The organism is Photobacterium sp. OFAV2-7 (assembly GCF_022347985.1).
Lineage (GTDB): Bacteria > Pseudomonadota > Gammaproteobacteria > Enterobacterales > Vibrionaceae > Photobacterium.
The window spans coordinates 39510-54252 of the sequence record NZ_JAKRFQ010000005.1 but is presented as its reverse complement, the minus strand read 5'-3'; the positions used below and the strand labels follow the sequence as shown (position 1 = coordinate 54252).

11 protein-coding genes and 1 pseudogene are annotated in these 14743 nt (G+C 51.9%); 10 read left to right on the top strand and 2 right to left on the bottom strand.

Features of this window, described 5'->3' with window-relative positions:
- A pseudogene (locus MHN01_RS01485) lies at positions 1 to 1180 on the bottom strand (excinuclease ABC subunit UvrA); the annotation flags it as partial.
- Positions 1181 to 1506: 326 nt separating this feature from the next.
- Here MHN01_RS01485 and MHN01_RS01480 point away from each other — a divergent pair.
- Positions 1507 to 2067 (top strand): single-stranded DNA-binding protein, encoded by a 561-nt coding sequence (locus tag MHN01_RS01480; protein ID WP_075762426.1) that lies wholly within the window; start codon positions 1507 to 1509, stop codon positions 2065 to 2067.
- A gap of 82 nt (positions 2068 to 2149) precedes the next feature.
- Here MHN01_RS01480 and MHN01_RS01475 read toward each other — a convergent pair whose 3' ends face one another.
- Positions 2150 to 3031, bottom strand: a complete 882-nt coding sequence (locus tag MHN01_RS01475; protein WP_239409711.1) for a LysR family transcriptional regulator — start codon at positions 3029 to 3031, stop codon at positions 2150 to 2152.
- Between the two features lie 264 nt (positions 3032 to 3295).
- Here MHN01_RS01475 and csrD point away from each other — a divergent pair, with 264 nt between their 5' ends.
- From csrD to MHN01_RS01430, 9 genes are all read left to right on the top strand, one after another.
- Positions 3296 to 5263 carry an RNase E specificity factor CsrD gene (gene csrD / locus MHN01_RS01470; RefSeq protein WP_239409707.1) on the top strand — a complete coding sequence of 656 codons (1968 nt, stop codon included), beginning with the start codon at positions 3296 to 3298 and terminating at the stop codon, positions 5261 to 5263.
- A gap of 129 nt (positions 5264 to 5392) precedes the next feature.
- A complete protein-coding gene (locus tag MHN01_RS01465; RefSeq protein WP_239409706.1) occupies positions 5393 to 6910 on the top strand; it encodes a PilN domain-containing protein in 1518 nt (505 codons plus the stop codon).
- Entirely contained in the window at positions 6907 to 7542 is a 636-nt protein-coding gene (locus tag MHN01_RS01460; RefSeq protein WP_239409705.1) for an MSHA biogenesis protein MshJ, read from the top strand. The genes MHN01_RS01465 and MHN01_RS01460 overlap by 4 nt, the downstream gene beginning before the upstream one ends.
- Positions 7535 to 7909, top strand: coding sequence for an MSHA biogenesis protein MshK (locus MHN01_RS01455; RefSeq protein WP_239409704.1), 375 nt, complete (start codon positions 7535 to 7537; stop codon positions 7907 to 7909). Before MHN01_RS01460 ends, MHN01_RS01455 begins: the two co-directional genes overlap by 8 nt.
- Before the next feature lie 18 nt (positions 7910 to 7927).
- Positions 7928 to 9595 (top strand): pilus (MSHA type) biogenesis protein MshL, encoded by a 1668-nt coding sequence (gene mshL / locus MHN01_RS01450; protein ID WP_239409703.1) that lies wholly within the window; start codon positions 7928 to 7930, stop codon positions 9593 to 9595.
- 3 nt (positions 9596 to 9598) lie between these two features.
- Positions 9599 to 10441, top strand: coding sequence for an ExeA family protein (locus tag MHN01_RS01445; protein ID WP_239409702.1), 843 nt, complete (start codon positions 9599 to 9601; stop codon positions 10439 to 10441).
- Between the two features lie 2 nt (positions 10442 to 10443).
- The gene (locus tag MHN01_RS01440; RefSeq protein WP_239409701.1) at positions 10444 to 11694 is read left to right on the top strand and encodes a tetratricopeptide repeat protein; all 1251 of its coding nucleotides are present in this window, start codon (positions 10444 to 10446) and stop codon (positions 11692 to 11694) included.
- A 5-nt stretch (positions 11695 to 11699) separates the two neighbouring features.
- Complete coding sequence (locus tag MHN01_RS01435) at positions 11700 to 13445, top strand: GspE/PulE family protein (RefSeq protein WP_239409700.1); 1746 nt, start codon at positions 11700 to 11702, stop codon at positions 13443 to 13445.
- Positions 13446 to 13466: 21 nt separating this feature from the next.
- Complete coding sequence (locus MHN01_RS01430; protein ID WP_075762418.1) at positions 13467 to 14687, top strand: type II secretion system F family protein; 1221 nt, start codon at positions 13467 to 13469, stop codon at positions 14685 to 14687.
- The last annotated feature ends 56 nt before the right edge of the window (positions 14688 to 14743 follow it).

Below are 14743 nucleotides of genomic sequence, written 5' to 3'. Positions count from 1 at the left end.
GTACGGAGTTGGATTCTGTCTCGCGGTAGCGGCGCTCCATGTTGTTGAGGATCCCCTCGAACGGATGGCGTCGTACCGTGATGTCGCCACGGTCGTTGATGTATTTGAACTCAATTTCTTTCTTACCTGAACCGCTCAGAATGAGGTTCTGGATTTTCTTCGGTAGCTCGTTAAACGGTGTTTCGATATCAAACTCAAAATGCTCGGCCATGGATTTGAGCATCTGGAAGTAATAGAAATTGCGCTTGTCCCAGCCGCGGATAGCACCGCCTGAGAGGCTAAGCTCGCCGTTCTGTACCACGCGCTCTGGATCAAAGTACTGCTGAACGCCCAGACCGTCACAGGTGCCGCAGGCGCCGGCCGGGTTGTTGAACGAAAATAAACGCGGCTCCAGTTCCTGCATGCTGTAGCCACAATGCGGACAGGCAAAGTTGGCTGAAAAAACAATCTCATCGATCTCGCCTGCCGTCATCGGGCTGATCACCACTGTACCGCCGGATAGCTCCAGTGCGGTTTCAAATGATTCGGCCAGGCGTTGCTGGAGAGCGTCGCGAACCTTAAAGCGATCGACAACGACCTCGATGGTGTGTTTTTTATGAAGCTCCAAGGTCGGTGGATCGGAAAGATCGCAGACTTCGCCATCGATCCGGGCCCGAATATATCCCTGGGCTGCCAGGTTTGCCAGTGTCTTGACGTGCTCACCTTTACGCTCTTTGACGATAGGCGCGAGCAGCATCATCTTGCTGCCTTCAGGAAGCTCCAGCACCTTGTCAACCATCTGGCTGACTGTCTGGGCTGCCAGTTCTACGTTATGTGTCGGACAGCGCGGCTCACCGACTCGCGCATAGAGCAGACGAAGGTAATCGTATACCTCGGTGATGGTACCGACGGTTGAGCGCGGGTTGTGGGATGTGGATTTTTGCTCGATAGAAATCGCTGGTGAAAGTCCTTCGATATGATCGACATCGGGCTTTTCCATCAGGGACAAGAACTGACGGGCATAGGCCGACAGAGACTCAACGTAACGTCGCTGGCCTTCGGCATATAGGGTGTCAAAGGCCAGTGAGGACTTCCCTGAGCCTGACAGGCCGGTGATCACAATCAGTTTGTCTCTGGGAATAGAAAGACTGATGTTTTTAAGGTTGTGGGTCCGGGCACCCCTGACTTCGATCTTATCCATGGTATGCGAGCTTTTTGGCTGACTAATAATTGGACCGGCATTATCGCATAGCAAGGAAAAGCTTGAAAGCAAAAGCTGTATAAAGATACAGTATAATGTGTGTTTATTGAGCGGTGTTCGACTTAGGGATTGGTGAAATAAATGCGAATGGGAGTTTCCCGTGGCGTATCAGGCACTCATGGGAAAAGCGTAAAAATTGCGTCAGATAACACGGTTTCGGCCCTATGCCTGAGCCGTGTCTGCATGATAAACTGCGCGATTAAGTATAAACTTTGACTAGCGGCTATTGGAGTTAGAATAGCACGCGAACAGATTTGGAGTTAAGTATGGCCAGTCGTGGCGTAAATAAGGTTATCTTAGTCGGTAACTTAGGTAATGACCCAGAAATCCGTTATATGCCAAGTGGTGGTGCAGTAGCAAATATTACCATTGCTACCTCTGAATCATGGCGTGATAAAGCTACTGGCGAGCAGCGTGAAAAGACTGAATGGCACCGTGTAGCGCTATTTGGCAAGTTGGCAGAAGTTGCCGGTGAGTACCTGCGCAAAGGTTCACAGGTATACATCGAAGGTCAACTGCAAACGCGTAAATGGCAGGATCAAAACGGCCAGGATCGTTACACAACAGAAGTTGTGGTTCAGGGCTTCAACGGTGTAATGCAAATGCTTGGCGGTCGTCAGGGCGGCGGTCAGGGTATGGGCGCACCTATGGGTGGCGGTCAGCAGCAACAAGGTGGTTGGGGACAGCCTCAGCAACCAGCTGCAGCACCTCAGCAGAATTTTGCGCCTCAGCAGCAACAGTCGGCACCGCAGCAGCAGGCTCCTCAGCAGCCACAGCAGCAGTACAATGAGCCGCCAATGGATTTCGATGATGACATTCCGTTTTAATTAAACTGAGATGTCAGAGAAAAGCAGCGCCTGTCGCTGCTTTTTTATTGCCAGAATTTAGGCTGGCTGCGTGTTGCCCCCGCTACACTGAGTTTGATTTTTCTTTAATAAAGTCAATGAACAGCTTGGTCTTCACATGGTTGTAGTCTAGCTTCGGGTAGTAGGCATAGGCCGAGCTGACGGGCTGCTTTAGCTCTGGCAGAACCGGCACCAGCAACCCCTTGCTGAGCTCTCTTCTTACCATTTTCTCGCCGGTCAGGATAATGCCCATTCCGGCAACGGCTGCGGCCACCAGAGCTTCCGGGTTCTGAGTGGTGAAGTTACCGCGAAGTCGCAGACGAAGGTTGTTTTCAAACACATGTTCTTGTTCATGGCCGTGAGTCCCGAAAAGCAGACAGTTGTGCTGAGTCAGCTGTTCTGGTGTTTCTATCTGTGATTTGTCTTCCAGATAGCCGGGAGAGGCATAAAAACTGGGTTGGAAGTTAAATAAACGCGTCGCAATATAGCTGGAGGAGTTGAAATCGGTCAGCTCCCGGCTGATGAATACATCCAGGTTCAGATCAGGCAGCTGGCCCGGTGTTATTGTGTGCAGCTCGACCTGAATATTGGGGTAGGTCTCGATAAACTCGGCCAGGTAATGAACCAGCAAACGGCTGCCGGTTGCCAGCGGGGCACCGATCCGGAGGATGCCGCTGACCTCGCCGTAGGTTGAAGTCGTTTCGGCAAGCATCTGGTGCCAGTCCTCAAGCAGGCGGGCGCTACGCTGGTAGAAGAGCTTGCCGGCTTCTGTCATTGTCAGGCTACGGGTGGTTCGCTTAAGTAACTGAACACCTAGCTGTTTTTCCAACCAAGACAGGCGCTTGGACAGGGCTGAGCTTGAGGTGTTGAGCTTGGTCGCAGCCAGGGCCAGAGAGCCTTGGTCGACAACCGTGACAAAGCTGGTGGTACACGTTATCCAATCCATATATTGATAGTATCCGTAGACTGTTACCCAAACCGGTAAGGTGATGATAACAAACGGGGCGATGATCTGAACCATTAGCAGTCAATCCATTTTTGGGGATTGAACGATTTGGCTTGGGTTAACAATTTTTTAAATTGTCGACCTGAGCGCTAACACTGTGGCTGAGGGAGTGATATTTTGCTCATTAGACCTGTATGAATTTGCATGGATTGACTCTGTGGTGAGTCATTGGAACATCATTAATTTAGCTAGAATTGGATTCTTATGAGAAAAGCCTCCGGCATGAAGTTAACCAACCGTCTGGTTGCCTTCGTTACGCTCATCGTTATTTGTGCCATCTTCGTGATTTTTATCGGCGGTGCCGTTAGTTTTCGAAAACTGGGACAGGACTACCTGACTCATTACATCGATGGCATTGTCGAGGTGATCGATCAGGAGCTTGCTGATCCGCAGGGGGCACAGTCTCTGTCGCGCTGGCTGCCCAAGTTGTTGAAGGCCAGCAATGTCGTAGAGTTGGAGGTGGGGAGTTCGTCAGGGGTAATCTATGCCTTTAAAGGGCTTCAGACCGTCAATGATCCGACGATATTGCAGCAGAGCCATTACACGCTTAACCACAACCCCGGCTTTTATATTAACTTAAAATCGATCCCTCCCTATACGGAGTTTACGTACTCCATCGGTGCCATGTCATCCATTAGTCTGGCCATCGCAATTATTATCATGGGGCTAGTGTGGGGAGTGAACTGGCTGCGCCAGCAGCTCTATGGCTCGGAATTGCTGGAGCATCGCGGCCGGCTGATTCTGGCCGGAAAGGTTGATGACAATGCGGTCGGAGATGAGCAAGAGTGGCCTGCGACGGCTAGTCTCGCTCTGGATCAGATGATTGCCGAGCTTAAGGACGCCCGTCAGGAACGGAGCCGGTTTGATACCTTTATTCGTACCCACACTTTCCTGGATCAGTTAACCGGGGCGGCGAACCGGGTGCTTTTCGATAGTCGCCTGCAATCTATGGTGCAAGATCAGGAGACGCACGGTGCGGTGATCCTGATCCGGATCTCTGACTGGGATGAGCTATTGGCCGAGAAAGGAAAAGATGTCGCCGATGAGCTGGTCCAGGATGTCGGTATGATCCTGTCAAACCAGATCCAGCGTTATCCCGATACGGTGTTATCACGGTACTTTGACGCCGAGTTTGCGATCCTGCTATCCCAGCAGTCGGCAAAAGAGGTTAAGCAGTTTACCAATCAGCTACTCAAAGCCCTGGAAAGATTGACCCCGGTTGCGCCCTTGCAGCCGGATAACTGGTGCCATATCGGCGTGACATTCTGCTCGAGCGGCGAGCGTCGTGGCCGGGTGATGGATGAAGCCGATATGGCGTTGCGAAGCGCCCAGCTTCAGGGCACCAATAACTGGTATGCCTTTCAGAAAGATCAGCAGTATGAAGATGCCCGTGGCAGCGTGCGCTGGCGTACTTTGCTGGATGCCGTGTTTAACAGCGGCGGCCCAATACTTTACCAGCAGCCGGCTTTGGCATTGGATGGTGAAACGATTGTCCATCGAGAGTTGCTGGCCCGGATCCAGGATGAAAATGGCGTCCTGATTAAAGCGTCACGTTTCTTGACGGCGGTTGAGCAGGTTGGGTTCAGCGCCCGGATGGACAGGCAGGTTTTAGGCCAGGCTATCGAGTTATTGAAAAACAGCCCGGTCAATGACTCTTTATCGGTGAATGTGAGTGTCGAGGCCTTGCTGGAAAAAGAGTTTGTTCGCTGGCTTCGCGATGAGTTGCTGCAAACACCCCGCACGGTGCTCAACCGGCTGTCGATTGAAATTGCAGAAAGCGGCTTGGTCAAACACCTTGACGCCATGCGTCCTGTGGTCAGGATGATCGTGGGGCTGGGATGTAAACTGGTTGTGGATCAGGCCGGCCGAACTATTGTCAGTACCCACTATATCAAGGATATCAAGGCTGATTATATCAAGCTGCACCGTGGGTTAGTCCGTGAGATCGACCAGCGACAGGAAAATCAGCTCTTTGTCAGAAGTATGCTGGGAGCCTGCGCAAACTCAAATGCCCAGGTGATTGCCGTTGGTGTGGAAAACGAGAAGGAATGGCGGGTGCTTAAGCAGTTGGGTGTACAAGGGGGGCAGGGACGTTTTTTTGCGGCAGAACTTTCTGTTAGACAGACGCCAAAAGAAAACAATCAGTCAGGTAAAACTTTGTTTGGGCGGTAACAACTGGCAGAAAAAAAAACTATGTAATCAATAAAAGCTCGTTATAATGGTCAAATTATTGACAGCTGCTAGTTGTTAGTGCTTTTCAGTAGCAAAATCTGTGTATTTTGTGAGCGGTGTTGGAGTTTCATGAAATCTAAATCTTTGCTTAGTCGGTATTTAAAAAAGAAAAGCCGTAATAAACAGGCTTGTTTGGCCATCTTTGCTGATTCCATCACAGTAGTTTATGAATCTGAGCCGGAATGGATAACAGAGACTCAAGCTGTTTCTAATGCCGGAGACTGGGATTCGGTCATAGTATCGTTGCTTGCCAAGCACCAGCTGGGGGGCAGTAGCTTACGTTTGGTATTAGGCCATGGCCTCTATCAGAGCATGCTTATTGAGAAGCCGGAGCTGCCTCGTGAGGAGTACTCGACGGCACTGCCTTTTCTGGTCAAAGATCTGGTTAATGAGTCCCCGCTGGAGCTGGTGGCCGATGGCTTTCAGGCTCCGCTAAAAGATCGTTTGCAGGTTGTTGTCACGAATCGCAATCAGGTCGAGCAGCTGATCCGAATTTGTAACGAGGCGGGTTGTGAAGTGGTCTCGATATCGGCGGAGGAAGTGGTATGGGGACAATTAACCGCCTCGTCCCTGAGTCAGTTGGTATTGCATCGTCGCCGTCATGCCAGCCTGCAATTAACGGCTTTTAAACAGCAGGAAATGTGCTTTCAGCGCCAGCTGCGTGGTTTTCCGTCCCCTTTGTTGGATAGCAAGGCGCCAGGAGAGATGAACCATGCTTTGCAGTTAGACAGCCTGGCGCTTGAGCTGCAGCGATCGCTTGATTTTCTGAGTGCTCAGTTGCGCGATACGCCGATCACCCAGCTGTTAATCTCCTGTGACGATGACGATGACAGTGCGTTGGCTGCCGAACTGAGCCAGCGCCTGAGTGTGTCTGTTGCCGCTGTCACACCGCCACACCCGGTATTGACGACGAATGCAGCCCGTGTTGCTTTTGCCGCGCTGATAGAGCCCGACGGGGCAAACAGCATTAATTTATATAGCGATGCACTCAAGCCGCACACTCAACTTATGACGCTGCAGAATGTAGTGCTTAGCTGGGCGCTGGCCGTGGTAGTGATGGTCTCAATGGCTGGCTGGTATAGCTGGCAGAATTACCAGCAGCAGCAACAGCTGGCTGCCGAGAGAAGCCGCCTGGACAGTAAGCAATCAGAGCTTAACAGGGCCAAAGCAGCGCTTGCCGAGCATATTCCCAGCCCATTAAAAGTCGAGTTAGCCGGAGAGTTGGAGCAACATTTGGCGGCTAAACAGGCCACTTTGAAGGCCATTGAAATGCATGATGTGAGTTTGCAGGTTGGTTATGCCGGATTGTTGCGTCAATTATCGGACGCGGCAAGCGGGAACATCTCTGTCAATCGTATTCGGGTAACCGGAAGGCAACTGGACCTGGAAGGGGTGGCCCGTACACCGGAGTCAGTACCAACCTGGGTTAAGGCATTCAAAAACTACCCTGATTTGTCCGATCGGCGTTTTCAACTGATGTCGCTCGGACGCAATGAACAAAATGTGGTGACGTTTAAATTGTTGGCTGAGCGTGGAGCGGCAATAGCGAAAAAACCTGAATTACCCGCGAGCGAGGTTATCCGATGAACGGCTGGCAGAAATTAAGCGATCGGTTCGAGTTACTGACTCGCCGCGAACAATGGTTGATTTTGCTATCAGGCTGGATTGCTTTGTTATTTGTCGGTTTCGTGATGTTTATCGAGCCGCAAGTCAAGGCGCTGGCCTCAGCCAGGCAACAGGTTGTCTCTGTGGCTAATGAGATCACCAACAACGCCAACCAGCTCATTTTAATTGAGCGCAAGCTCAGGAGTGATCCGAACCAGGATGTCGAGCGCAAAATCGACAAGCTGGAGCGAGAGAACTCAACTCTTGACGATCAATTGCAGGGCCGCGTAGCCAGCTTGGTAACGCCAATCCAGATGTCGGGATTGATGGAGCAGGTTCTGCAGCGTTCGGAACGCTTGAAGTTGGAGTCGCTGGAGTCGCTGCCTTCTGTGCAGCTAATCAGTGGCGAAGACGAAGGGTATTATATTCACCCGGTTCGCCTTAATCTTCGCGGTCGCTATTTTGATGTTGTGAACTATCTGGCCCAGCTTGAAGCGCTGCCGGTTAAGTATTATTGGCGGAGCTTGAACTATCAGGTGGATAAGTACCCTTGGGCTGATATTCAGCTGGACGTTTATACCTTGGGCGAGAGTAAGGATTTTATCGGTGGTTAAAGCTGAGATGGTTAGTTTAGGGCTGGGTAAATCAAGCTTGGTTATTAAGCATGGAGCTATCGCTGTTGCCCTGTGTGGGCTGCTTGCTGGCCATGTACAGGCAAGCCAGGATCCGACGGCACCGTTAGGCTGGCAAACTCCGACGAAAAAGCCCACTGTAACCAAGGCCAGACTCCCTCAATTGCAGGGGATTGTTTGTGGTGAATTGAGCGCCTGTACGGTGATTTTGAATAATGTGCCCGTTGAACTTGGCGGAAGAGTCAGCGGCTACACCTTGACGGATATTCAGGACGATTATGTCACGGTAACACGCGGCGGTAAAAAATGGCGTCTGGAGCTATTTGCCGACATTGTGAAAGCAAATTAAAAGAATAAAGTGGTTAACATGCGTGGATTAATAGTTGGGATCGTGATGGCGTCTCTGGCCGGTTGTTCGGCCAATATGGGACATCGTGATCCCGTGGAAGTCAAAGGTGCGCTGAACGAAGCGGTTAATGAAGCCAACAGTCGTCCGCTGGTGGAGTTGCCTTCGGCTGTCAGTGCGGATCTGATGCCGACGTTGGACGGTGGTGATTATGTCTCTAATACGGCGTTGGAAAAGCGTTTTCGCGTTAATGCCCGTAATGTCGATGCCCGTGCTTTTTTTGGTAGCCTGGTTAAAGGGACACCTTTCAATATGGTGCTGCACCCGGATGTCAAAGGGCGTATATCCCTGACATTAAAAGATGTGACGCTGGATGAGGTGCTGGAGGTGGTCTCGGACATCTATGGCTATAACACCACCCGCAAGGGCAATATTATTCAGATTTTCCCGGCAACGCTTCGTACCGAGGTGATCCCAGTTGACTACCTGCAGCTTAAACGCCGTGGGGTGTCGCTGACTTCCCTGACAACCGGCTCTATCACTAATAGTGATTCGAATTCATCTTCTTCCAGCGGTACAACGAGTAACAGTAACAACAGTACAAATAGCAACAATAACAGTGGTAATAACAACTCCTCGAGTACCGCTACTGGTGGCACAACGATCGAAACTACATCCGAAAGTGATTTTTGGCAGCAGTTGGAGAAAGCCGTTCAGGCAATGATCGGCAGCGGACAGGGAAGAAGCATTGTCGTCTCTCCGCAGGCTAGCCTGATCTCGGTGCGTGCATTTCCTAACGAATTGCGTGAAGTGAAGGAGTTTCTCGGAGTGTCCCAGCAGCGTCTGAAACGACAGGTTGTGCTAGAAGCAAAAATCATGGAAGTCACCCTGAGTGATGGCTATCAGCAGGGAATTAACTGGAGCAGTATCACCAAGACGATTGGCGGCACCGAAATTATATTTGGTCGTCCGACGACCGATCCGATCCCGTCACTGCCCGGCGATGCGATTTCTAACCTGCTGGGCGGGCAGACCAATATAACTATTTCAGATGGCCACTTTGATGCGGTACTGAGCTTCCTCGATACCCAGGGCGATTTGAATGTCTTGTCCAGTCCTCGGGTAACGGCTGCCAATAATCAAAAAGCAGTGATCAAAGTGGGCGGTGATCAGTACTTTGTTACCGATATCTCAGGCGGGGAAGTCAACAGTGATGGCGGAACGGCGTCACCGGATATTGAGCTGACGCCCTTTTTCTCCGGAATCTCGTTAGATGTGACACCACAAATCGACAATGAAGGCGGGGTGCTGCTGCATGTTCACCCGACAGTCGTCGACGTGGAAACCGAAATTCAGAGTATCGAACTGGGTGAAACCTTTGGTACTTATAGGCTTCCTTTAGCCAAAAGCTCAGTACGAGAATCTGACTCGGTGATCCATGCACGTACCGGTGATGTGGTGGTGATTGGCGGATTGATGAAATCGTCAACCAATGATCAGGTCTCCAAAGTGCCTTTGTTGGGTGATATCCCTATGCTTGGTCACCTTTTCCGGAATGTGAGTAAGCTCCAGACCAAAACGGAACTGGTGATTTTGCTGAAGCCGACAGTGGTCGGCGAGCAGACTTGGCAGCAGGAAATCCAACGTTCCCGGGCGTTGATCACTGAATGGTTCCCTGAAGAGGGCTAAGCCATGTATCAGTCACATTTTGGCCTTGAGGAAATGCCCTTCTCGCTGACCCCTAATACTGCGTTGTTTTACGCATTGCCTCCTCACCTGGAGGCGATCCAGACGACGCTGGCGGCATTGGAAATGGGTGAAGGTATCATCCAAATCTCTGGTGAGGTTGGGACGGGAAAAACCCTGGTTTGCCGAATGCTGATAAAGCAGTTGCCGCAGCAGTTTGAGTTGGCGTACTTGCCCACCCCTGCAGCCTGTGGGGATGAGCTCCGTCTGGCGCTGGCGCGAGAGTTGGCCATTTCGGTCGAGGGCGATAATACCGCCGTGACAGAGCAGCTTCAGCAAGCACTGATTGAACGTAAAGCCGCCGGAAAATCTGTGGTAGTACTGCTCGATGAGGCACAGGCACTGCCTGATGATGCGCTGGAAACACTCCGTCTGCTCGGAAACCTGGAAACAGAACAAGAGAAGTTGCTGCATATCGTTTTGCTGGGTCAGCCAGAGCTGGATCAGCGGCTCGACCAGCATCATATGCGACAGCTCAGGCAACGCATCACATTCAGGGCCTGTCTGCGCCCGTTGGATCTGGCCGAGACCATTGCCTATATCGAATTTCGCCTAAACAGTGCAGGCTGCCAGCGGGAGTTGTTCGAGCTGGCGCAATATCGTGAGCTTTGGAAAGCCAGTCAGGGGATCCCTCGGCTTATCAATCAGCTTTGTCATAAAGCATTAATCGCAGCAAGCAGCAGTAATGCGCAGTCAGTAGGTCGGAAAGAAGTCTTGATGGCAGTAAAAGATACATTAGGGGCACGTCAGCCTAAATGGACGTACCCGGTGCTGTGGGGATGGCACTGAATATGAGCGAGATAAATAAAAAGCTTAATGCGCTGAATCAGCAAAAAAAACCTTCCTCAGTCGCCGCACAACCTTTACAGGCTGCGGTCGTTAAACCGGTTCCGAAAAATCATGGACCGAAATGGGCGGTGCTTGGTGTATGTGCAGCGTTGATAGCGGGAGGTGCAGGCTGGTGGCTGGGTGCGAATAGTCATGCAGATAGTCCAGCTCCCGCAACAGTTGCTGTGCTGTCAGCCCCTGTTGTGCCGGAGCCCCAACATGTGATCTCAGGCACAGAGCATGATGTAGTACCAGCGCCGAATACGGCTGTTGAAGTAGTCGAGGCGAGAGCCGATGTTGAGCCAGTTGTAACTCAAGCCTTAGAGCAACAGGGTGATAAAGAGGCAAAGCCGACAACAGAGCCGCTCCCGGTGATTGAGGCCAAGACAGTGCCGAGGGTCGTGCGTGAGGATAGACCAAGGATAAAAAAAGCGCCTCAACCGGCCCCGAAGCCAGAGGTGAAATCAAGCGCAGAGCAAGATCCTAATCCAAGGCAACCGCTCAAACCAAAGCAAGAGCTCAAGTCAGAGCAAGGTTCCAGTCAAGAAATGGCGCGAGAGAATTCAACGACTCAAGCGGTGGAGCGAGATGATGAAGCGCCAGCGGAAGAGTTAATGATTGAAACCGTTGAACTTGATGCCGGACAGCTTGCCAATGTGGAGTATAAAAAAGCGCAGAAAGCCCTAAAGGAAGGTGATAGCCGCAAGGCCATTGGTTTTCTGACGCAGACGCTGAAGTATCAGCCTGAATGGGTCAAGGCCCGGCAAAAACTTGCGGCCTTGTATTACGGGCGGGGGGATACCCGCAAGGCGATTGCCACTCTACAGGACGGACTGGTACTTGATGGTGATCAGCCTGATTTACGTTTGACGATGGCAAAGCTGCTGGTTAACGAATCTCAGCAGCAGGCGGCTTTGAATGTGTTAAGCCGTATGCCCAAGCAGCGTCACAGTGGCTATCTCGCCATGCGCGGTGCCCTTGCTCAGCAGTTGAATAACAACGATCTGGCGATGAGCAGCTATAAACTGCTGGTCACAGAAGAACCTTACGATGGTCGTTGGTGGCTGGGTTTGGGGATTGCCCTGGAGCGCAGCAAAGAGGCTGAGAAAGCACTGGATGCCTATAAACAGGCCTTGTTGATGGGACGTATTTCATCGCAGTCACAACAGTTTATCCAACAGCGCCTGGCGCTGCTTGAGGCTCAGGAGGGCTAAGCGCAATGCAAATAAGATTAAGAAAGCGCCTTGGCGACCTGTTGGTAGAAGAAGGTATTGTCACCCAGGATCAGCTAGAGCAGGCGCTGGGCAAACAGCAGACGACCGGCCGCAAGCTGGGGGATACTCTGATCAGCATGGGCTTTCTGAGTGAGCAGCAGATGCTTTCTTTCCTGTCCCGCCAGCTGGATATTCCCTTGGTCGATCTTACTCGGGTATCGGTTGATGCCGATTCGGTGTCATTGCTCTCCGAGGTTCATGCCCGTCGCCTGCGGGCATTGGTTATTGGCGTGCGTGGCGATACTGCTCGGGTGGCGATGAGCGATCCGGCAGATCTGGCCGCGCAGGAGGCGGTTTATGATCAACTGGCACAATACCGGGTTGAACTGGTTATCGCGCCCGAGCGCCAGTTGATTGCCGCTTTTGACCGCTATTACCGCCGGACCCAGGAAATTGTCTCGTTTGCCGAGCAGTTGCAGGCCGAGCATCAAAGCGAAACGGATTATAGTTTTGGGTTTGATGATTCTGACAATGACGAAGTGACCGTTGTTAAGCTGATCAACTCCTTGTTTGAGGATGCGATCCAGGTTGGCGCTTCGGATATTCATATCGAGCCCGATGCTGATGTGCTGCGTATTCGCCAGCGTATCGATGGGGTATTGCATGAAACCTTGCTTAATGAGGCCAGTGTGTCGGCGGCTTTGGTGCTGCGCCTGAAGTTGATGAGCGGACTGGATATCTCAGAAAAGCGTTTGCCGCAAGACGGCCGATTTAACGTCAAGGTACGCGGCCACTCGGTGGATGTGCGTGTGTCTACGATGCCGGTTCAGCACGGTGAGTCTGTGGTTATGCGCTTGCTTGATCAGTCGGCCGGTATCCTGAGCTTGGAAGAGATCGGCATGCCTGCTGACTTGCTGCCGCGTTTTCGTCGTCAGCTCAAGCGGCCTCATGGGATGATTCTGGTGACCGGTCCGACGGGATCAGGTAAAACCACCACTCTCTACGGTGCCCTCAGTGAGCTGAACAAGCCGGGCAAAAAACTGATCACGGCAGAAGATCCGGTGGAATATCGCCTGCCCCGAGTTAACCAGGTTCAGGTAAACAGCAAGATTGGCCTGACATTTTCGTCAATCCTGCGAACCTTTCTGCGTCAGGATCCCGATATTATTCTGGTCGGTGAGATGCGCGATCAGGAAACCGTTGAAATCGGCCTGCGATCGGCGCTGACGGGTCACTTGGTATTGTCGACCCTGCACACCAATGATGCAATTGACAGTGCATTGCGAATGATGGACATGGAGGCTCCGGGCTACTTAGTGGCCAGTGCTGTTCGTGCCGTGTTGGCACAGCGTTTGGTGCGCCGGGTGTGTAAAGACTGCACCGAACGTGAAGAGCTTGACGGGGCTAAGCAGCAATGGCTCAAGGCGCGCTTCCCGCTGCATCTTCACCGGGAGTTCCACCGGGGGAGAGGGTGCCAAAGCTGCAACTTTACCGGTTATAAAGGGCGTATTGGGGTCTTTGAACTGCTTGAGCTGGATCAGCCGATGATGGATGCACTGCGTGCCAATGATGCGGTGTTGTTTAGCCAGATAGCCCGTAATGCCTCTGGCTACAAACCACTGATTGAGTCAGCCATGGAGCTGGCGCTTGAAGGGCGTACAAGCCTGGAGGAAGTGTTGTTGCTGGGCGAAGGCGACTTGAATACCACTGATTTTATAGCCGCTGATCTCAATGACGGCCATGTGCTGTGATTGCGCGGTAGGAGCTAGTATATGCCGGTATTTAACTATCGCGGACGGGATAACCAAGGCGGTCTGAAGCGTGGCCAAATCGAAGCGGCCAGCCAGGATGCAGCGGCTGATCTGCTGATGCGACAGGGCATAATCCCGTTGGAGATCCGTCAGGGGAAAGCCGAGGGACAAGGTTGGGATCTTCAATCTATGTTCCAAAGCCGGGTACCGTTGGAGATATTGGTGATATTTAGTCGCCAGCTCTACAGCCTCACCAAGGCAGGCGTGCCTTTGCTAAGGGCCATTAAAGGCTTGAGTCAGAGCTCGTCACATCCACTCATGAAGGAAGCATTAGATGCCGTTACGGATGAGCTGACCAATGGTCGCTCACTGTCGGTCTCGATGAAGCAGCATCCACGGGTGTTTTCGGAGCTGTATGTGTCGATGATCCATGTCGGCGAAAATACCGGTCGACTGGATGAGTCGCTGCTGCAACTGGCGAACTATTTCGAGCAGGAAATGGAGACCCGGCGCCGGATCAAATCGGCGATGCGTTATCCGACCTTTGTGATCTCGGCAATTATGCTGGCGATGGTCGTGCTGAACGTTAAGGTGATCCCGCAATTTACCTCTATGTTCAGCCGGTTCGGGGTGGATCTCCCCTTACCGACCCGAATATTGATCGCCAGTTCGAACTTTTTTGTTAATTATTGGCCACTGTTGCTAGGTGGACTGGTGGCGAGCTGGATCGGGATCAGGATGTGGCGCCAGACACCGGCTGGTAATGAAAAGTGGGACCGGTGGCGGCTGAAAGTGCCGATTGTCGGTGATATCGTCAACCGGGCCCAGTTATCGCGCTTTTCGCGCACCTTTTCCCTGATGATCCGTGCCGGTGTGCCTTTGAATCAGGCGATTCAGATGGCAGCAGAGGCCCTGGGTAACCGTTTTCTCGAAAATCGTCTGATAGAGATGAAAAACGGTATCGAGGGCGGTAATACCATTGCCAGTACGGCCAGCCAGTCAGGGGTGTTTACGCCACTGGTATTGCAGATGATTGCCGTGGGCGAAGAAACCGGCCAGGTTGATGACTTATTGCTCGAAGTCTCCGATTTTTATGATCGCGAGGTCGATTATGACCTGAAAACACTGACAGCCCGGATAGAGCCGCTGTTGTTGCTGATTGTGGCAATTATGGTTCTATTGCTGGCGTTGGGGATTTTCTTACCGATGTGGAGTCTGCTTGATGTGGCTAGAGGCGTTTAATTGATTAATGGAAAAGTTAAGTAGATTGAATTGAAGTGTTGGTGTAAATCTTTTCA

Bases quoted from the DNA above. Each gene is read 5' to 3' on its own strand.
- MHN01_RS01435 (WP_239409700.1), top strand. From the start codon at position 11,700: ATGCAAATAAGATTAAGAAAGCGCCTTGGCGACCTGTTGGTAGAAGAA.
- MHN01_RS01465 (WP_239409706.1), top strand. From the start codon at position 5,393: ATGAAATCTAAATCTTTGCTTAGTCGGTATTTAAAAAAGAAAAGCCGT.
- MHN01_RS01475 (WP_239409711.1), bottom strand. From the start codon at position 3,031: ATGGATTGGATAACGTGTACCACCAGCTTTGTCACGGTTGTCGACCAA.
- MHN01_RS01445 (WP_239409702.1), top strand. From the start codon at position 9,599: ATGTATCAGTCACATTTTGGCCTTGAGGAAATGCCCTTCTCGCTGACC.
- MHN01_RS01480 (WP_075762426.1), top strand. From the start codon at position 1,507: ATGGCCAGTCGTGGCGTAAATAAGGTTATCTTAGTCGGTAACTTAGGT.
- MHN01_RS01430 (WP_075762418.1), top strand. From the start codon at position 13,467: ATGCCGGTATTTAACTATCGCGGACGGGATAACCAAGGCGGTCTGAAG.
- mshL (WP_239409703.1), top strand. From the start codon at position 7,928: ATGCGTGGATTAATAGTTGGGATCGTGATGGCGTCTCTGGCCGGTTGT.
- MHN01_RS01460 (WP_239409705.1), top strand. From the start codon at position 6,907: ATGAACGGCTGGCAGAAATTAAGCGATCGGTTCGAGTTACTGACTCGC.
- MHN01_RS01440 (WP_239409701.1), top strand. From the start codon at position 10,444: ATGAGCGAGATAAATAAAAAGCTTAATGCGCTGAATCAGCAAAAAAAA.
- csrD (WP_239409707.1), top strand. From the start codon at position 3,296: ATGAGAAAAGCCTCCGGCATGAAGTTAACCAACCGTCTGGTTGCCTTC.